We start from the raw sequence: 16,310 nt of genomic DNA, 5'->3' as shown, positions 1-16,310 counted from the left end.
GCGGAGCTCATCCGGCCCGGATGACGTCTACTGCCAGCCCACCCGAGGCCTCGGCGAGGCGGGAATCGTTCGTCCACAGCGCGGTGCATCCGGCGTGCCGCGCGACGGCGAGGTGCAGAGCATCCGCGGTGCGGAGGCTGCGGTGCCGCGCGCGCAGCAGAGCCGCGTCGAGGTAAGCGTCCGCGTCGACGGGGAGGAGCTCGAACTGGTCGAAGGCGCTCCACATTCGCACCTGCGCCTCGGCGTCGGCATCCCGCATCGGCTTCACCAGGGCTTCCAGCATGACCAGGGGACTCGTCGCGAGCGGCGTATCGGTCGCGGAGAGAGCGGCACGTGCGCGGTCGCCCGTCTCGTCATCGCGCTCGACGGCGTAGATCACGAGGCAGCTGTCGACGTAGATCACGCGCCGGCGGCTCGATTCTCGGCGATGATTGCCTCGATCTCGTCGACGGGCCTCGCCCGCGCCGGCGTCAGAGGGTTCTTTTCGAGCCAGTCCGCGAACGCGTTCCGCGGGCGGTCGGGTCTGTGATCCATCGGGACGATCCTCGCCACGGGCACACCACGGCGCGCGATGGTGACCTCGACGCCCGACTCCACGTCGGCGATCAACTTGGACAGGTTGTTTCGCGCCTCCAGCACGTTGTACATCATGGCGGCCATGCTAGCCAGGACTCTGGCTAGCTGACCCTCACCGACCGACGTATTCACCCCGGGGGCGCAGCCGCATCGCCGGCTCCAGCTCGTGCGCGTGCGCGACGCCGGTGCGTTCCTGTGCGGTGTGGCGGTCGAGCTGGAAGCCGGGGAGCCCGGTCGAGCCCGAGGCGACGGCGCGCAGGTGCAGCGGACCGAGGTCGAGGGCGCGAAGACCCGGGCGGTGCCCGGTCTCTTGCGGGCGGCCGTAGGCGACGCCGAGCTCGTCGACGGCGGCCTCGAAGCGGCCGACGTACGCGGCTTCGGCGCTGTCGCTGTACGACTCGGCCGGTCCCGTACCGAACCATCGCGCATGCTCCTCGGCGAGGGCGCCGGGCAGACCGATGCGCGCGCCGACCCGCGGCCACGTGCAGTCCCACGGGCCGAACGGACGGATGTCGGTGTGCAACCGCAGGCCGTCGCCGTCGAGGCGCCACGCGAACGTCGTCTCGATGCCCTGCGCGCTGTGGGCGGCCATCGACCGCACGCGTTGCACGAGCCCCTGTTCGGTGCGCTCCACCGACAGCACGCGGTGCTGCAGCCGGTCGAGGCCGCGCTCGAACCACCGCACCGATGACGCCGGGGTGCTCTCGTCGCCGCGCCCGTCCGTCAGCGCCGGATCGGCCGTCTCGTACGAGCCCTGCCCGTCGAGCTGGTCGTTCTCGGTGGGTGCGCGCCACAGCTCCGGCAGCGGCCCCGACACCTCCAGGTCGCGCCAGCGCACGAGGCCGCCGCGGCGGTCGAACACCGCGTCGCCCAGAGCGTTGCCGCGCCATCCGCTCGTCGTCGCGCGGACCGGTCGCGGAGGAGCAGCGGCCAGCTGCGCCTGCGCGCGCGAGACGACGTGCCCCGCCGCGCCCCACGCGGGAGCCTCGCGCCACGCGACCTCGAGGGTCATCCAGCGCTCGGTCGTGGCATCCGCAACCTCCGGCAGGTCGACGATGCCCTCGGCGCCCGGAGCCAGTGTCGGCAAGTCGAGGGCACCGGATGCCACGGGGATGCCGTCGTCTTCGACGCGCCACCGCAGCTCGAGGTGATCGACCCCGAGCGTGTGCTGCCGATTGCGAACGCGCCAGGGCCGTGCTGACCCTGCAGGCGGGTGGGCAGGAGTACTCGCCCGCCGCGTTCCGGGCGGCCGAGCTCGTGCAGGTGCCGTTCTGGGGAGTCGGGCTCCTGCTCGTGTGGCGGGCGCATCGGGCGGTGCACCTGTCGTCTTCCGCTGTCGTGCAGGACTGACGTCGCCCGCTCCGCCCCGGCGTTCACGGCCCGAGGCGCGAAACGTGCGATGATTTTTCCTCGCACCCACTCCGCGCCGACCCGAACGCCGAGGACCGCCGATGCCCTTTCGCAGCAAGCAGACGCTCGAACACTGGGTGGACGAGTTCATCGATGCCCGCGGCGCGGGCGAAGAGGTGCGGGTCGTCGTGCAAGACGGCCACGACGGGCACGACACGGGTCTCGTGGTGATGCCGCTCGAAAACGCCCCGAACACGGTGTGGATCGAACCGCGCGAAGCGGGCGACGAGCTCACGTGGCACATCGTCATCGAGCCCTCCGCCGACACGCTCGATCTGACGAGCTTCGAGCTGAACGCCCTGACGCACGAATTGCAGATCGTCGCGGAGCTGTGCGCGTTCCTGCAAGAGAAGTCGCTCGGTCATTTCGAGTCCGCGTCTGCCGCCGAGCCCTCGCCCGCTGAGTAGCCCGCCCTCGCCGGCTCGCGGACGAACGGTGCGATGCCACGGACGAACGGTCGGGTGCGCTTCGCGGCGACACGGCACCATCGATACATGACCACCACCGCACCGGTTCCCGTCTCCGCCGCACCCGCCATGCGGTACGGCGGCCTCATCGTTCTGATGCTGTTGAGCTTCCTGCTCGTCACCGCCGAGTTCCTGCCGAACGGCGTGCTCACCGAGATGGCGGCCTCGCTCGGGATCACCCCGGGTCAGGCCGGACAGACCGTCACCGTCACCGCGCTCGCGGGGCTGATCTTCGCCCCCACCATCGGACTGCTGCTGCCGCGTCTCGATCGCCGCGCGCTGCTCACCGGTGCCGCGGCGGCCGCCGCGATATCGAGTCTGGTCGTCGCCGCCGCTCCGGGTCTCGTCGCGATCCTCGTGGCGCGGTTCCTGCTCGGCGCCGCCATCAGCACGTTCTGGGCCATGTCGATCACGGTCGCCGCACGTCTGTCGAGCCCGGAGCGCATCGGACGGGCGGTGATGTTCACCTCGGCCGGGCTGTCGCTGGCCACCGTCGCGGGCGTTCCGATCGGCGTCGCCCTCAGCGAGGTCCTCGATTGGCGCATCGCCTTCCTGCTCATCGGTGTCGTCACCGCTTCGGTCGGCGTCGCCGTGCGCGTGGTGCTCCCGCCGGTGCCGGCGGCCTCGGCATCGAGCCTGCGGATCCTGATCGACACCCTCCGGCGGCCGGGGGTGAGCGGCGGCATGGTCGGTCACGTGCTCGTCGTGCTCGGTCACTTCCTGGCCTACACGTACGTGCGTCTCGCGCTCGAGCGCATTCCCGGGGTCGAGGCGGGCGCCATCGTGCTGCTGCTCGCGCTGTTCGGCGTCGGCGGTCTCGTCGGCAACGTCGTCGTCGGTGTGATCGTCGACCGGGCGTTCGTACGCCTCGCGGTGGTCGGCCCGCTCGTCATCTCCGCCGCGATCGCGGCGATCGTGCTGCTGCCGTCGGCCCTGGCGGTCGTCGCGGCGGCCGTCGCCGTGTGGGGCTTCTTCTTCTCGTCGTGGTTGATCATCGTGAACACCTGGGTGGGCCACCGCATGCCCGATCGTCTGGAGGCCGGCGGCGGCCTCGTCGTGACGGGGTTCCAGTTGGCGATCACGATCGCCGCGGGTGTCGGAGGGCTGCTCGTCGACGCCGCCGGCGTGGTGACGGTGGATGCCATCGGCATCGCGCTGCTCGTGGTCGGCGCCGTGCTGTTCGGTGTCTCGGTGCGGGGGGCCTCCCTCCGTCGGTGACGGCGGCCCCGTCTGGCATCAGACGACCAGGGTCGATCCACGCCCCGTCCGCCATGCGGACGGGGCGACGCCCGTGTGGCGGCGGAAGGCGCGGCTGAAGCCCCCGTCCGACGCATAGCCGAGCATGTTCGACAGCTCCGCGACCGGAGTCCCGGCCTCCAGCAGCTCCTTCGCCCGCTCCATGCGCACCGCGGTCACGTACGCGGCGGGGGAGCTGCCGAACGTGCGTCGGAAGCGTTCGGCGAACACCGACCGCGACATCGCGCCGATCGAGGCCAGTTCGCCGATGCTCCAGTCGTGACCGGGATCATCGGCGATCGCCGCGACGACGCGCGAGAGGAAGGGGTCGTCGGTTCGCGGGGGCCACGCGGCGTCGTCGGCCGCCGCCCAGGCCCGCAGGGCCGACAGCAGCACCGTCGTGACCATGAGCTTGCAGATCGTCTCGTCCCCCTGCCGATCGGCGACCGACCCCGGCGGGACCGAACCCAGGTGCGCGGCCAGTGCCGCCGCCGCGGGCTCCACCCGGGAGAAGCCACTGACGAACACGAACGGCGGCAGACTGCGGGTCTGGGGCGAAGGCGCCACCTGCAGGGGAACGACGGTCAGCTCGGCGCCGGAGTGCGACACCAGGGCGAGTCCGTAGCATCCGAGGCTCACGAGCGCATCGCCGGCCAGCAGGGTGCGCTCACCGGTCATGGCCGCGGATCCGCTGGCGACATCGACCGTGCACGCACCGTGCGAGGTGGTGCGGCCGCTGATCTCGCCCGCTCGCACGTACACCAGCGCAGCGCCGCCCCGCGGCAGGTTCAGACGTTCGTGCGCGGCGAGCGCGCGCTGGACGGCGCGACCGGGCCGTACATCGAACGTCGAGAGGGCTCGGTCCAGAGCGGGCTCCGCAGTCATGCGAGGTCAAACCGTCCCGCGGGCACCGCTATTCCGCTCGCCGCGGCCCATCGACGTCGGGCGTGTGGCCGTCGCCGCCACGGTCGATGAGAATGGAGGGCATGCGATCCCCCCGTCCGCTGTTCTTCGCCGCGCTCGTCGGCGTCGGCGTGATCCTGTCCGCCTGCACCGGCGAGGCGGCACCCGAAGCTCCCACCGACGCCGAGACGACGCTCACGCCGCACGACAGCCCCGCCGCCACGACCACCCCCGCGCCCGATTCCGGCCCGATCGACGCCTTCCGTGCGTGGTGGACCGCCGTGCGCGCGGCTGACACGGTGGCGGCGTGCGACGCCCTCGCCCCCGCGTTGCAGGAGCGGATGCGCGCCGAGTACTCCGCCGCGACCGGCGTCGGCATCGCCGATTGCGCGGCGCTGATCCGCCAGGCGTCCGCGCTGTATGCCGCCGCGGGAATGGGCGCGGACGTCGAGGTCGAGGTCGCTTCGGAGCAGGCTGACACGGCCGTGCTCGAGGTGACCTCTGCGAGCGGCGACTGCCGCACCGTGCATCTCGATCACTCGACCGGCGCCTGGATGCTCACCGAGCTGAGCCAGGAGTGCGACGCCCGCTGACGACGGTCGCGGGGGCGGTTCAGCCGAAGAGGTCGGCAGCGGTGGCCAGCCCGATCGAGATCGACAGCAGCAGCGCGGCGACGCCCGCGATGAAGCCCGCCGCGGCCAGCTCGCGCGCCATGCGGGCGTTCAGGCACAGGATGCCGCACACGAACGACACGACGGCGAGCACCCACATGCCGACCTGTACCCATCGCAGACCGTCGATGTCGGTGATGACGCTCACCGTCACGAGGAACAGGTACCAGGCGACCACGACGACGCCCGTCGCGATCGCGATCACCGACACGGCACGCAGGTCGCCCTTCGGGGCCGGGGGTGCCGGCGGCTCGGGGCGCGGCGGGATGCCGAGGGCGGGCTCCAGCGAGTCGGGAAGGTCGTCGTCTGCCACCATGTGCCGATCCTTGCATCTCCGCCGCGGCCGGGCGACCGGTTGCGGCGATCCCGCGCCCGTGGAGTGCCCACGCGCCTAGGCTCGTGTCGGTGAGGACCATCGGGATCGACCTCGCCGCGGGGGCGCCGGTGTCCGAGGCCGGCTTCCCGGTCGACCGCGCCGCCGAGGGGCGGTTGTTCGAGGTGTACCCGGGCGGCTCTCTGCGCCTGTGGGGCTTCGACACGACGGGTTACCGCGCACGCGGGGAGCGCTAATTTGCAACCAAATGGTTGAACGATATACGGACGCCGACATCGACCGCGTGTTCCACGCGCTGGCCGATGCGACGCGACGCGACATCGTGCGGCGCACGCTCGTCGCCGAGCAGTCGGTCACGCAGCTCGCTGCGGCCTACACGATGTCGTTCGCCGCCGTGTCGAAGCACATCGCGGTGCTCGCCGAGGCGCGGCTCGTCATCAAGCGCGCCGAGGGGAGGGCCCGACTCGTGAAGGCCGACCCCGCCACCCTCGCCCGCGCTCAAGAGCTGCTGCGCTCATACGAATACCTCTGGCGCGGGCGCATCGACCGGCTCGACGCGCTGCTGCTCGGAGACGCCGAGTCTCCGGCATCCGTCCCACCCACCGAACCCCCCGCGCACTGAACCGACGAAGGAGTCCTCCATGCCCGTCACATCCGTCGAGAGCGACGCCGAAGCGCTCACCCTGACCCTGGTCGCCGACTTCCCGGTCGGGCCCGAGCGGCTGTGGGTGGTGTTCACCGACCCGCGACAGTTCGAGCGGTTCTGGGGCCCTCCGGGCTGGCCGGCGACGTTCGACGCATTCGATTTCCGGGTCGGCGGACACGCGAAGTACCACATGACCTCGCCGCAGGGTCAGCGCGCCGGCGGCGCGTGGGAGTTCACCGCGATCGACGAGCCGCGCGGGTTCGAGGTGATCGACTCGTTCGCCGACGACGACGGCGAACCCCTCGACGGGATGCCGTCGATGCGCATGGTCTTCTCGTTCGAGGCCACGCCCGAGGGGTCTCGTTTGACCAACGTCAGTCACTTCGCCTCGGCCGAGGCCCTCGAACAGGTCGTGGCCATGGGCGCCGTCGAGGGCTCCACCCTCGCGATGAACCAGCTCGACGCCGTGCTGCAGGGCCTCCGGGAGTTCGCGCAGGGCAGGGGCACGCAGCTCGAGGTGCTGAGCGACCAGCACGTGCGCATCACGCGGCTCATCGACGGTCCCCGCGAGCTGGTCTGGCGTGCGCACACCGAGCCCGCCCTCATGCGGCAGTGGATGCTCGGCCCGGACGGCTGGCGTATGACGGTGAGCGAGGTCGACGTGTCGGTCGGCGGCACGTATCGCATCGCGTGGGAGCCCGAGCCGGGCACCGAGGGCGAGGGCTTCGGCTTCGACGGCGAGACGCTGCTGATCGACGAGCCGCGCCGCATCGTGCAGACCGAGCACATGACCGGCACCGAGTACCCCTCGGCGACGAACGACCTGTCGTTCTACGAGGAGGACGGCGCGACCCTGGTCACCCTCGTCATCGAGTACCCCGATGCCGCCACCCGCGACGCCGTGCTCGCCACGGGCATGGTCGAGGGCATGGAGCAGAGCTTCCAGCGGATGGAGCGCGTCGTTCTGGCGTGAGGCGAGGGGATGCCGCGGCGTCGAGGCCGCGGCATCCCCTCCGCCTCGAGTCAGGTGCGGATGTAGTCGTTCGGGTTCAGTACGTACTTTCGCGGAGCGCCCTTGTCGAAGTCGGCGTACCCCCGCGGGGCGTCGTCGAGGCTGATCGGTGTGGCGTTCACGGCCTTGGCGATCTGCACCTTGTCGTGCAGGATCGCCATCATCAGCTGTCGGTTGTACTTCATCACCGGGCACTGACCGGTCGTGAACGACAGCGACTTCGCCCACCCGAGACCGAGGCGCAGCGACAGTGAGCCGATCTTCGCCGCCTCGTCCACGCCGCCCGGGTCGCCGGTCACGTACAGACCCGGGATGCCGACGGCCCCGCCCGCCGCGGTCACGTCGAACAGCGAGTTGAGCACCGTCGCGGGAGCCTCGTGGCCGGCGTCGGCTCCATGGCCACGTGCCTCGAAGCCGACCGCGTCGACGGCGGCATCCACTTCGGGCGTCGCCAGGATCTGCTCGATCTGATCGCGCGGGTCGCCCTTCGACACGTCGACGCTCTCGAAGCCGATCGCCCGCACCTGCGCGAGACGCTCGGGGTTGAGGTCGCCGACCAGCACCGCGGCGGCACCGAGCAGCTGGGCGCCGACGGCCGCGGCGATGCCGACCGGACCTGCGCCGGCGATGTAGACGGTCGACCCGGGGCGGACGCCCGCGGTGTAGGCGCCGTGGAAGCCCGTCGGGAAGATGTCGGACAGCATCGTGAGGTCGAGGATCTTCTCGAGCGCCTGCTCGCGGTCGGGGAAGACCAGCAGGTTCCAGTCGGCGTAGGGCACGAGCACGTATTCGGCCTGGCCGCCCACCCATCCGCCCATGTCGACGTAGCCGTAGGCGCTGCCGGGGCGGTCGGGGTTCACGTTGAGGCAGATGCCCGTCTTGCCCTCCTTGCAATTGCGACACCGGCCGCAGGCGATGTTGAACGGCACCGACACGATGTCGCCGACCTTGACGAACTCGACGTCGGGTCCGACCTCGACGACCTCGCCGGTGATCTCGTGCCCGAGCACGAGTCCCGCCGGGGCGGTCGTGCGACCGCGGACCATGTGCTGGTCCGAGCCGCAGATGTTGGTCGAGACCGTGCGCAGGATCGCGCCATGCGGCACCTTGCGGCCCACGTTGGCGGGATTGACTCCCGGACCGTCTTTGAGTTCGAACTCGGGGTACGGAGTGTCGATGACCTCGACCACTCCGGGTTCTTTGTACGCCACTGCCTTGTTGCCGGACATCATCGTCCTTCCTGGCCGGGCCTGCCGGCCTGATCGTGTCGTGCGGACGGGGTCGACGGACCCCTCCGGCATGGCGGCCGATCTCGCGATCACGACGCCGTGACGGATGCCTCACTCAAACCCGTCGCAACGCGTCCCGTCAATGCGTGGCGCGGCTGTCGACGCAGTTGAGAATGGATCTCGTCAGCGTCGCCGTGCAGCGGCTTCAGGCCGCCGGCGCTGCGCGGCGCACGAGCTCGCGGATGCGCTGCTCGACCTCGGGGGTCACCTCGAGCACCGCGAACGACACCGGCCACATCGGTCCGTCGTCGAGTTGCGCGGTCTCGTCGAAGCTCACCGTTCCGTACCGCGTCTTGAACTTCGAGGCCGGCTGATAGAACACGACGACCTTGCCGTCTTTGGCGTAGGCCGGGAAGCCGTAGAACGTCTTCGGGTTCAGGTGCGGGGCCTCTTCGAGCACGATCACGTGCACGCGCTCCGCGATCGCGCGGTCGGTGCCCTCGAGCTTCTCGATCGCCTCGAGGCAGGCCTCGTTCTCCTTCTGCAGCTTGGCCAGGCCTTTCAGGCCCTTCATGGCCTTGAGCTCCTCGGCCCGCTGCTTCATCGCCGCGCGCTCTTCGTCACTGAATCCGGTGGCCATGGCATCCGTCCTCTCGGGGTCTCACGGCAGGCTAGCGTGCCGTGTCGTCCGTGCTGCGCGGGGTGGGGGCTGCGTATCTTCCGCGATGCGCGCAAGCTCAGTCGGGTGGGGTGGATGCCGGCGGAGGTTGCGCGCATCGCTGAGGTTGTGCGCGGCGCGGAGGGTGTGCGGAGCGTACGGGTCGCGCGGTGGGGTGGCACGTGAGGGGTCGCGCGGGTGGGGTGGCGTGGGGTGCGGCCTGCGTATCCTCCGCGATGCGCGCAAGCTCAGTCGGGTGGGGTGGATGCCGGCGGAGGTTGTGCGCATCGCTGAGGTTGTGCGCGGCGGCGGCGCGCGGCCGGAACGCCGAGGCCCCCAGCAGCTCAGGCCTGCCGCAGCCCTTCCTCGAGCGCGACCCACGCGAGCATCGCGCACTTCACGCGCGCCGTGTACTTCGAGACGCCCGAGAGCGCGGCGGCGTCGGCGAAGGTCTCCTCGTCGAGCGGGATCTTGCCGCGCGAGCGCAGCGCCTCGCGGAACTGCGCGATCAACGCTTCGACGTCGGCGCGCGGCATCCCGTCGTCTCCGCCGTCCTCCCGCAGCAGGGCGACGAGCATCGACGCCGACGACTGCGAGATCGAGCAGCCCGCGCCCTCCCAGGTGACGGATGCCACGCGGTCGCCGTCGACGTCGACGCGCAGCGTGATCTCGTCGCCGCAGATCGGGTTGCGCTGGTGCACCGTGGCGCTGTGCGCGCCGGGGTCGGCGAGGCCGAAGCCGCGAGGGTTCTTCGCGTGGTCGAGGATGAGCTCCTGGTACAGCGACTCGAGACCGCTCATGCGCGCACCCCGAAGAACCCGCGCACGCCCGACACCGCGTCGAGGAAGGTGTCGACCTCGGCTTCGGTGGTGTGGATCGCGGCGCTCGCGCGGACGGATGCCGTGATCCCGAAGCGGCGGTGCAGCGGCTGCGCGCAGTGGTGCCCGACGCGCACGGCCACACCGCGGCTGTCGAGGAACTGCCCCACGTCGTGGGCGTGGACCCCCTCGACGACGAAGGCCTGCAGGGCGACGCGCTCGGCGGCATCCGTGTCTCCGAGCAGGCGGATGCCCTCGATCGAGCGCAGGCCCTCGCGCATGCGCTTCTCCAGCGCCGCCTCGTGCGCGTGGGCGGCGGCGAGGTCGTGCTGGCCGAGCCAGCGCAGGGCGGCCGCGAGCCCCACGGCCTGCGACACCGGCTGCGTGCCGGCTTCGAACCGCTGCGGCGGCGGCAGGTACTCGGCCTCGTCGAGCGTGACGGTCGTGATCATCGAGCCGCCGGTGGTGAACGGTGGCAGCGACTCGAGCACCTCGTCGCGGCCCCAGAGGGCGCCGATGCCGTAGGGGCCGTAGACCTTGTGCCCCGAGAACACGGCGAGGTCGACACCGGATGCCGGGAGGTCGAGGGTCAGGTGCGGTGCCGACTGGCACGCGTCGAGCACCGTCAGGGCACCCACCGACCGCGCGAGCGCGACCAGGTCGGCGACGGGGTTCACGATGCCGAGCACGTTCGAGACGTGCGGGAAGGCGAGGACTCTCGTGCGCTCGCCCACGAGATCTGCCGCGGCGGCCATGTCGAGGGTGCCGTCGTCGTGCACGGGGACGTGCCGCAAGCGCGCGCCCGTGCGCCGGGCGAGCTCCTGCCACGGGATGAGGTTGGCGTGATGCTCCGCCTCGGTCACGACGATCTCGTCGCCCTCGCCGAGGCGCCCCGCGTAGCCGAGAGACCCCGCGACGAGGTTGAGGCCACTGGTCGCGCCCGAGGTCCAGACGAGCTGCTCGGGCTCGGCGCCGACGAACTCCGCGACCGTGACGCGCGCGTCCTCGAACAGCTCGGTCGCCTCGGCGGCGAGCGTGTGGGCGCCGCGGTGCACGGCGGAGTTCGCCCGCTCGAGGAACTCGCGTTCGGCATCGAGCACGGCGCGCGGCTTCTGGCTGGTCGCGCCGGAGTCGAGGTAGACGAGCGGGTGGCCGTCGATCTCGGTGTCGAGGATGGGGAAGTCGGCGCGCACGGCGGCGACGTCGAAGGGGAGTGTCACCCTTCCAGGCTACGGCGTGGCGGGCCGGGCGGGGTGGTCGGTCCGATCGCGACCGGGCGGGCGCGGGGCGGGCGGCCGGTGCCGCGCTCCGGAACGAATCAGCCCCGAGTCCGCACGGAGCGGCTCGAGCGGCAGCGAAGTGGACTGTCTTCCGGAGCGCGGCACAGCGCCCGGCCGCAGGGATCCGTAGGGATCGCCACGCGAGCCGTATGGAAGTCGTGAGAGTTTCCCACCGCGGCCGGCCAGCGGCGTAGACCGGATGCCATGACCCTCACCGCCCTGCTCCCCACTCTTCGTTCCAGCATCCCGGCGCCCTTCGACGCCGCAGCGTGGCCGGCGGGTGCGGCGCCTACGCTCGACGACGTCACCGTCCGCGCGATGTCGATCGACCGTTACGCCGACCTGTGCGGCACGCCGTGCGTGTGCACGGGGCCGGCGGTGATCCCGGCGTCGGGCGGGGTGGCATCCGCGAACTCGTCGACCACCGTGGTGGTGACCACGGTGACGAACGCCACGTGCGCCACCGTGCAACTGGACGCCGGCGTCGCGGGCCTCGACGTCACTTGGAGCGAGGCGCGCCTGATCGGACGCATCTCGCACGCCTACGTCAAGCCGTACGCGGTGATCGACGCGCACGGGTCGGGCGCGTGCGGGACCGCCGTGCTGCCGAGCGACCTGCACCCGGGCGACCGCCTCGCCTTCCCCTGCCCCGGGAACCACACCCTCGGCGACGTGCGCTGATGCCGCGGCAGTCGGTCGTCAGCGCGTGCCGCTGCGCTCGTGTGCAGGCGGAGTTCGAGGCGTGCGCCGACGACGCGTCCTCTCGGTGACCTGGGCTGCAGATCTCCTGCAGGTCGCGACTTTTCGTGCAGGCAGCGGGCGCCCCACCACTTTTTGCCGGAGTTGTGCCAGCCCGCGCGCGCTGCGTCGTTCCCGGTCGCAGCCCGCCCGCGCGGGGCGCGCAGTCGCGCCGCTCACACGACCAGCCGATACCCCATCCCCTGCTCGGTGAGCAGGTGCACCGGGTTCGACGGGTTGGCCTCGAGCTTCTTGCGCAGCTGCGACATGTACAGCCGCAGGTACCCGCTGTCAGCGACCTGCTCGCTCGCCCAGATCTCCCTCAGCAGGGTCTGGCGGGTGACCAGCGAGCCGGGGTTGCGGGCGAGGAACTCCAACATCCGCCACTCGGTCGGCGTGAGGTGCACCCGGCTACCGCCGCGCAGCACGGCCTTCGCGGCCAGGTCCACCTCGACGTCGCCGAAACGCACGATCGCCTCCCCGGCGGCGGGTGTCGCCTTCCGCGCGTGCACGCGCAGCCGGGCGAGCAGTTCGTCGATCTGGAACGGCTTGGTCACGTAGTCGTCGGCTCCGGCGTCGAGCGCCTCGACCTTGTCGGCCGAGCCGGTACGCCCCGACACGACGATGATCGGCACGCTCGTCCACCCGCGCAGCGCCTGGATCACCTGTACGCCGTCGAGGTGTGGCATCCCGAGGTCCAGGAGCACGATGTCGGGGTGCGCCTGCGCGGCGAGCGTGATCGCTGCGGCGCCGTCGGTCGCGGCTACGACGTCGTAGCCGTGGGCGGCGAGGGTGATGCGCAGAGCGCGAACCAGCTGCGGGTCGTCGTCGGCGATCAGGATCTTCACCGCACGTCCTCTCGATCGACGGATGCCGCGTGCCCGGCGTCCGTCCCCGCGGCGCGTCTGGCCGCGACCGCGGAGATACCGCGGGTCGCGGCGGGCGCGGGTTCGGGGGCTTCGGTCCCGGCCCCGAGGCGTGCGCAGGCCCCGTCGTCCGATGCCACCGGCAGCGCCACCACCATCGTCAGACCGCCGCCGGGGGTGTCTTCGGGCCTGAGGGTGCCACCCATGCCCTCGGCGAAACCGCGCGAGAGCGCCAGACCCAGCCCGAGCCCCGTGGTGTTGTCGGTGTCGCCGAGGCGTTGGAACGGCGAGAACATGTCTTCTCGGCGTTCCGCGGCGATGCCGGGCCCGTGGTCGATCACGCGGATCTCGGCCGTTCCCCCCAGACGGCTCGTCGCGATCCGCACGCGCCGCCCCTCGGGGGTGTGCCGTTCGGCGTTCGCGAGCACGTTGACGAGCACGCGCTGCAGCAGCACCGGGTCGGCGTCTATGGCCGGCAGGTCGGGGTCGAGCGCGAGCTCGACGGCATCCGGACCGAGGCCGAGTTCATCGAGCGCGGCGAGCACCACCCCGGCGGCGTCCACCGCCGCCAGCGACACCGCGAGGACCCCGGCCTGCACGCGGCTCACGTCGAGCAGGTCGGTCACGAGCGCCGAGAGAGCCGCGAGGCTCTCGTCGGCCGTCTCCAGCAGCTCGCGACGATCGTCGGCGGAGAGCTGATCGCCTGCCGCGCGCAGGCCCCCGATCGAGGCGACGGCCGCGGCGAGCGGTCGACGCAGGTCGTGGCTGACCGCCGACAGCAGGGCGGTGCGCACCTGGTCGGTCTCGGCCAGCGCTCCGACCTCCGCGGCCGTCTCGGCGAGGTCCGTGCGCTCGAGGGCGGCGGCGAGCTGCACGACGATGACATCGAGCAGGCGCCGCTCGCTGGCATCCAGATCCCGGCCGTGCAGCTCGAGGCGCGCGCGGTCGACGCCGACCGGCACGGTCGTCGAGGAGTCGTCGCGCACCGGCTCACCATCGGTCGCGAGCACGACGCCGTCGGCACTCACCAGACGAACACCGGCGAGAGCGAAGGCCTCGCGTGCGCGACTGACGAGCGCGAGGACCGCCGACTCGCCTCGCAGCACGCTCCCGGCGACGGTCGCGAGCAGTTCGGCTTCGGCGGCGGCGCGCCGGGCGGCGCGGGCACGGCGCGCGGCCTGGTCGACCACCAGGCTCACGAGCATCGCGATGACGACGTACAGCACGAGCGCGATCGCGTGCACGGGGTCGGCGATCGTGATGCGGTAGACCGGCGCGATGAAGAGGAAGTCGAGCGTGAGGCCCGACAGCACCGCCGCGAACACCGCGGGCCAGATGCCGCCGATGAGGGCGACCACGACGACGAGCAGCTGGTACGCCAGAACGTCGGTCGTGATCGAGTCCTCGGAGTCGGTGGCGATCAGCAGCAGCGAGACGAGCGGCCCGCCCACGAGGGCGGTGAGGAAACCGAGCACACGCCGCTTCGCGCTCAGAGCGGGGCCGCTCAGGCGGGGGAGCGCGAAGCGTCCGCCGGCGCGTGAGTGGTTGACGATGTGCACGTCGATGTCACCCGATGCGCGGATGACGGTCGCGCCGATGCCCGGACCCGTGAGGGCCGCGGCGAGACGGCCGCGCCGGCTCACGCCGATCACGAGCTGCGAGGCGTTCACGGAGCGGGCGAAGTCGACCAGCGCCGTTGCGATGTCATCGCCGACGACCTGGTGATACGTGCCGCCGAGCGTCTCGACGAGCGCGCGTTGCTCGTCGAGCGCGCCCGGCGTGCTCGAGCGCAGGCCGTCTTGCGTCGACACGTGCACGGCGAGCAGCTCGCCTCCAGCCGAGCGTGCGGCGATGCGGGCGCCCCGACGCAGCAGCGTCTCGCCCTCTGTCCCGCCGGTGAGGGCGACCACCACGCGTTCGCGGGCCTGCCACGAGCCCTCGATCTTGTGCTCGGTGCGGTAGCGCTGCAGCGCGGAGTCGACCTCGTCGGCGAGCCACAGCAGGGCGAGTTCGCGCAGCGCCGTGAGGTTGCCGAGGCGGAAGTAGTTCGACAGGGCGGCGTCGATGCGTTCGGCGGGGTAGACGGAGCCGGCCGCGAGGCGGTCGCGCAGCGATTGCGGGGCGAGGTCGACGACCTCGATCCGATCGGCGGCGCGGACGACGGCATCCGGGACCGTCTCGCGCTGCGTCACGCCGGTGATCTTCTCGACCACGTCGTTCAGCGAGGCGATGTGCTGCACGTTGACGGTGGTGATGACGTCGATTCCCGCTGCCAGCAGCTCGTCGACGTCTTGCCAGCGCTTGTCGTTGCGGGAGCCGGGTGCGTTGGTGTGGGCGAGTTCGTCGACGAGGGCGATGCGCGGATGCCGTTCGAGCACGGCATCCAGGTCCATCTCGTCGAGCGCGACGCCGCGGTGCGCGACGGCGCGACGCGGGACCACCTCGAGGCTCTCCGCCTGGGCGGCCGTGGCCACGCGGCCGTGCGTCTCGACGATCGCGATCACGACGTCGTGCCCCTCGGCTCGTAGTCGGCGGCCCTCCGCGAGCATCTCGTAGGTCTTGCCGACGCCGGGGGCCATGCCGAGCAGCACGCGCAGGCGTCCGCGCTTCACGCCGCGCCCCCGGGGTGGCGGTGCGGGGACGCACCGTTGAGTGTCCAAGACACGCCGCGCCTGCCGGGGGCCAGCGGCGTGTTCTGGACACTCAACAGGGGGGAGGGCGCGGTCGGCGTGGCGTTGCGCGGGGGACGGTGACGGATGTCGAGTGTCCACGACACGCCGCATTCGACGCGACCGAGCGGCGTGTTTTGGACACTCAACGCGGTGGGCGCGACGGCGGCGGGGGATGCGACGACAGCCATGTCAGCGATTCTCCTCGCTCACCGCGCGTCGAGCGCCCGATTGAGCTCGAGCACGTTCACGCGCGGGTCGCCGAGGTAGCCCAGATCGCGGGGGAACGTGTGCGCGGCGACAAGCGCCGACACGTCGGAGACGGGGATGCCACGGGCCGCGGCGACCCGTGCCACCTGGCGTTCGGCGTTCGCCACGGAGATGTCGGGGTCCAGGCCCGAGCCGGAGGCGGTGACGGCGTCGGCGGGGATGCTGCCCGCCCCGTTCAGGGCGTCGAAGGCCGCCTGCCGGTCTTTGATCGAGGCGATCAGATCGGCGTTCTCGGGCCCCAGGTTCGAACCGGTCGAGGCGGCGGAGTCATAGTCGGCGGCCGACGGACGCGACTGGAAGTATCGCGGGAGCGCTTGGCCGTCGGCATCCTGGAACGACTGCCCGATCAGCGTCGAGCCGACCACGGTCCCGTCGGCCGAGCGCACGAGTGAGCCGTTCGCCTGGAACGGCAGGGCGACCTGACCGATCGCGGTGATGAGCAGCATGTAGCCGACGCCGAGCAGGGCGGTGAGAACGAGCATCGCGCGGACGGCGACGCCAGTGGTACGCAGGGTGGTGCGCATGAC

General features: G+C 71.6%; 20 protein-coding genes and 1 pseudogene. 8 read left to right on the top strand and 13 right to left on the bottom strand.

What is annotated here, in order from left to right:
• Window positions 1-7: 7 nt before the first annotated feature.
• The 4 genes and pseudogenes from QE412_RS11965 to QE412_RS11950 all read right to left on the bottom strand — a co-directional run.
• A complete protein-coding gene (locus QE412_RS11965; RefSeq protein WP_307483947.1) occupies window positions 8-403 on the bottom strand; it encodes a type II toxin-antitoxin system VapC family toxin in 396 nt (131 codons plus the stop codon).
• A complete protein-coding gene (locus tag QE412_RS11960; protein ID WP_307483944.1) occupies window positions 400-651 on the bottom strand; it encodes a type II toxin-antitoxin system Phd/YefM family antitoxin in 252 nt (83 codons plus the stop codon). The genes QE412_RS11965 and QE412_RS11960 overlap by 4 nt, the downstream gene beginning before the upstream one ends.
• A 37-nt stretch (window positions 652-688) precedes the next feature.
• Window positions 689-1,438 (bottom strand): hypothetical protein, encoded by a 750-nt coding sequence (locus QE412_RS11955; RefSeq protein ID WP_307487197.1) that lies wholly within the window; start codon window positions 1,436-1,438, stop codon window positions 689-691.
• Between the two features lie 81 nt (window positions 1,439-1,519).
• A pseudogene (locus QE412_RS11950) lies at window positions 1,520-1,750 on the bottom strand (DUF4981 domain-containing protein); the annotation flags it as partial.
• Between the two features lie 20 nt (window positions 1,751-1,770).
• Here QE412_RS11950 and QE412_RS11945 point away from each other — a divergent pair.
• The 3 genes from QE412_RS11945 (at window position 1,771) to QE412_RS11935 (ending at window position 3,671) form a co-directional block, all read left to right on the top strand.
• Window positions 1,771-1,926 (top strand): hypothetical protein, encoded by a 156-nt coding sequence (locus tag QE412_RS11945; protein WP_307487288.1) that lies wholly within the window; start codon window positions 1,771-1,773, stop codon window positions 1,924-1,926.
• 101 nt (window positions 1,927-2,027) lie between these two features.
• Window positions 2,028-2,393, top strand: a complete 366-nt coding sequence (locus QE412_RS11940) for a hypothetical protein (protein ID WP_307483942.1) — start codon at window positions 2,028-2,030, stop codon at window positions 2,391-2,393.
• 87 nt (window positions 2,394-2,480) lie between these two features.
• Window positions 2,481-3,671 carry an MFS transporter gene (locus QE412_RS11935; protein WP_307483940.1) on the top strand — a complete coding sequence of 397 codons (1,191 nt, stop codon included), beginning with the start codon at window positions 2,481-2,483 and terminating at the stop codon, window positions 3,669-3,671.
• Window positions 3,672-3,689: 18 nt separating this feature from the next.
• On the opposite strand, the gene QE412_RS11930 is transcribed toward QE412_RS11935, so the two are convergent.
• Window positions 3,690-4,574 carry a helix-turn-helix transcriptional regulator gene (locus QE412_RS11930; protein WP_307483937.1) on the bottom strand — a complete coding sequence of 295 codons (885 nt, stop codon included), beginning with the start codon at window positions 4,572-4,574 and terminating at the stop codon, window positions 3,690-3,692.
• A gap of 101 nt (window positions 4,575-4,675) precedes the next feature.
• On the opposite strand from QE412_RS11930, the gene QE412_RS11925 reads away from it, so the two are divergent.
• The gene (locus QE412_RS11925) at window positions 4,676-5,185 is read left to right on the top strand and encodes a hypothetical protein (protein ID WP_307483934.1); all 510 of its coding nucleotides are present in this window, start codon (window positions 4,676-4,678) and stop codon (window positions 5,183-5,185) included.
• Between the two features lie 19 nt (window positions 5,186-5,204).
• Here the strand turns inward: QE412_RS11925 and QE412_RS11920 are convergent, their stop codons facing one another.
• On the bottom strand, window positions 5,205-5,579 hold the full coding sequence (locus QE412_RS11920; protein ID WP_307483932.1) for a hypothetical protein: 375 nt from the start codon (window positions 5,577-5,579) through the stop codon (window positions 5,205-5,207).
• Window positions 5,580-5,668: 89 nt separating this feature from the next.
• On the opposite strand from QE412_RS11920, the gene QE412_RS11915 reads away from it, so the two are divergent.
• From QE412_RS11915 to QE412_RS11905, 3 genes are read left to right on the top strand one after another with little or no spacing between them, the layout of a single operon-like run.
• Window positions 5,669-5,833: a hypothetical protein gene (locus tag QE412_RS11915; RefSeq protein ID WP_307483929.1), complete on the top strand. Its 165-nt coding sequence runs from the start codon at window positions 5,669-5,671 to the stop codon at window positions 5,831-5,833.
• Between the two features lie 11 nt (window positions 5,834-5,844).
• Window positions 5,845-6,219: an ArsR/SmtB family transcription factor gene (locus QE412_RS11910; protein WP_307483926.1), complete on the top strand. Its 375-nt coding sequence runs from the start codon at window positions 5,845-5,847 to the stop codon at window positions 6,217-6,219.
• A 19-nt stretch (window positions 6,220-6,238) separates the two neighbouring features.
• Window positions 6,239-7,216 carry an SRPBCC family protein gene (locus QE412_RS11905; RefSeq protein ID WP_307483924.1) on the top strand — a complete coding sequence of 326 codons (978 nt, stop codon included), beginning with the start codon at window positions 6,239-6,241 and terminating at the stop codon, window positions 7,214-7,216.
• A 50-nt stretch (window positions 7,217-7,266) separates the two neighbouring features.
• Here QE412_RS11905 and fdhA read toward each other — a convergent pair whose 3' ends face one another.
• The 4 genes from fdhA to QE412_RS11885 form a co-directional block, all read right to left on the bottom strand.
• Window positions 7,267-8,484: a formaldehyde dehydrogenase, glutathione-independent gene (fdhA, locus tag QE412_RS11900; protein WP_307483922.1), complete on the bottom strand. Its 1,218-nt coding sequence runs from the start codon at window positions 8,482-8,484 to the stop codon at window positions 7,267-7,269.
• A 205-nt stretch (window positions 8,485-8,689) separates the two neighbouring features.
• On the bottom strand, window positions 8,690-9,124 hold the full coding sequence (locus tag QE412_RS11895) for an iron chaperone (protein WP_307483920.1): 435 nt from the start codon (window positions 9,122-9,124) through the stop codon (window positions 8,690-8,692).
• 362 nt (window positions 9,125-9,486) lie between these two features.
• Entirely contained in the window at window positions 9,487-9,942 is a 456-nt protein-coding gene (gene sufU / locus QE412_RS11890) for a Fe-S cluster assembly sulfur transfer protein SufU (RefSeq protein WP_307483917.1), read from the bottom strand.
• Window positions 9,939-11,180, bottom strand: coding sequence for an aminotransferase class V-fold PLP-dependent enzyme (locus tag QE412_RS11885; RefSeq protein WP_307483914.1), 1,242 nt, complete (start codon window positions 11,178-11,180; stop codon window positions 9,939-9,941). Before QE412_RS11885 ends, sufU begins: the two co-directional genes overlap by 4 nt.
• A 264-nt stretch (window positions 11,181-11,444) precedes the next feature.
• Between QE412_RS11885 and QE412_RS11880 the strand changes: the two genes are divergently transcribed.
• The gene (locus tag QE412_RS11880; RefSeq protein ID WP_307483911.1) at window positions 11,445-11,921 is read left to right on the top strand and encodes a hypothetical protein; all 477 of its coding nucleotides are present in this window, start codon (window positions 11,445-11,447) and stop codon (window positions 11,919-11,921) included.
• A 233-nt stretch (window positions 11,922-12,154) separates the two neighbouring features.
• Here the strand turns inward: QE412_RS11880 and QE412_RS11875 are convergent, their stop codons facing one another.
• From QE412_RS11875 to kdpC, 3 genes are all read right to left on the bottom strand, one after another.
• Complete coding sequence (locus QE412_RS11875) at window positions 12,155-12,826, bottom strand: response regulator (RefSeq protein WP_307483909.1); 672 nt, start codon at window positions 12,824-12,826, stop codon at window positions 12,155-12,157.
• The gene (locus QE412_RS11870; protein ID WP_307483906.1) at window positions 12,823-15,456 is read right to left on the bottom strand and encodes an ATP-binding protein; all 2,634 of its coding nucleotides are present in this window, start codon (window positions 15,454-15,456) and stop codon (window positions 12,823-12,825) included. Before QE412_RS11870 ends, QE412_RS11875 begins: the two co-directional genes overlap by 4 nt.
• Before the next feature lie 266 nt (window positions 15,457-15,722).
• Window positions 15,723-16,307 carry a potassium-transporting ATPase subunit KdpC gene (gene kdpC / locus QE412_RS11865; RefSeq protein ID WP_307483902.1) on the bottom strand — a complete coding sequence of 195 codons (585 nt, stop codon included), beginning with the start codon at window positions 16,305-16,307 and terminating at the stop codon, window positions 15,723-15,725.
• Window positions 16,308-16,310: the final 3 nt, after the last annotated feature.

The sequence above is a fragment of the Microbacterium trichothecenolyticum genome (assembly GCF_030818955.1).
In the GTDB taxonomy this organism is placed as follows: Bacteria; Actinomycetota; Actinomycetes; order Actinomycetales; family Microbacteriaceae; genus Microbacterium; species Microbacterium trichothecenolyticum_B.
The sequence above is the reverse complement of the archived record's forward strand: the minus strand, read 5'-3'. Positions and strand labels throughout refer to the sequence as shown.

What these genes read in the sequence shown, in the direction of transcription:
- fdhA (WP_307483922.1), bottom strand. Translation starts at nt 8,484, where the DNA reads ATGTCCGGCAACAAGGCAGTGGCGTACAAAGAACCCGGAGTGGTCGAG.
- QE412_RS11920 (WP_307483932.1), bottom strand. Translation starts at nt 5,579, where the DNA reads ATGGTGGCAGACGACGACCTTCCCGACTCGCTGGAGCCCGCCCTCGGC.
- QE412_RS11910 (WP_307483926.1), top strand. Translation starts at nt 5,845, where the DNA reads ATGGTTGAACGATATACGGACGCCGACATCGACCGCGTGTTCCACGCG.
- sufU (WP_307483917.1), bottom strand. Translation starts at nt 9,942, where the DNA reads ATGAGCGGTCTCGAGTCGCTGTACCAGGAGCTCATCCTCGACCACGCG.
- QE412_RS11925 (WP_307483934.1), top strand. Translation starts at nt 4,676, where the DNA reads ATGCGATCCCCCCGTCCGCTGTTCTTCGCCGCGCTCGTCGGCGTCGGC.
- QE412_RS11895 (WP_307483920.1), bottom strand. Translation starts at nt 9,124, where the DNA reads ATGGCCACCGGATTCAGTGACGAAGAGCGCGCGGCGATGAAGCAGCGG.
- QE412_RS11930 (WP_307483937.1), bottom strand. Translation starts at nt 4,574, where the DNA reads ATGACTGCGGAGCCCGCTCTGGACCGAGCCCTCTCGACGTTCGATGTA.
- QE412_RS11880 (WP_307483911.1), top strand. Translation starts at nt 11,445, where the DNA reads ATGACCCTCACCGCCCTGCTCCCCACTCTTCGTTCCAGCATCCCGGCG.
- QE412_RS11935 (WP_307483940.1), top strand. Translation starts at nt 2,481, where the DNA reads ATGACCACCACCGCACCGGTTCCCGTCTCCGCCGCACCCGCCATGCGG.
- QE412_RS11960 (WP_307483944.1), bottom strand. Translation starts at nt 651, where the DNA reads ATGATGTACAACGTGCTGGAGGCGCGAAACAACCTGTCCAAGTTGATC.
- QE412_RS11905 (WP_307483924.1), top strand. Translation starts at nt 6,239, where the DNA reads ATGCCCGTCACATCCGTCGAGAGCGACGCCGAAGCGCTCACCCTGACC.
- QE412_RS11940 (WP_307483942.1), top strand. Translation starts at nt 2,028, where the DNA reads ATGCCCTTTCGCAGCAAGCAGACGCTCGAACACTGGGTGGACGAGTTC.
- kdpC (WP_307483902.1), bottom strand. Translation starts at nt 16,307, where the DNA reads ATGCGCACCACCCTGCGTACCACTGGCGTCGCCGTCCGCGCGATGCTC.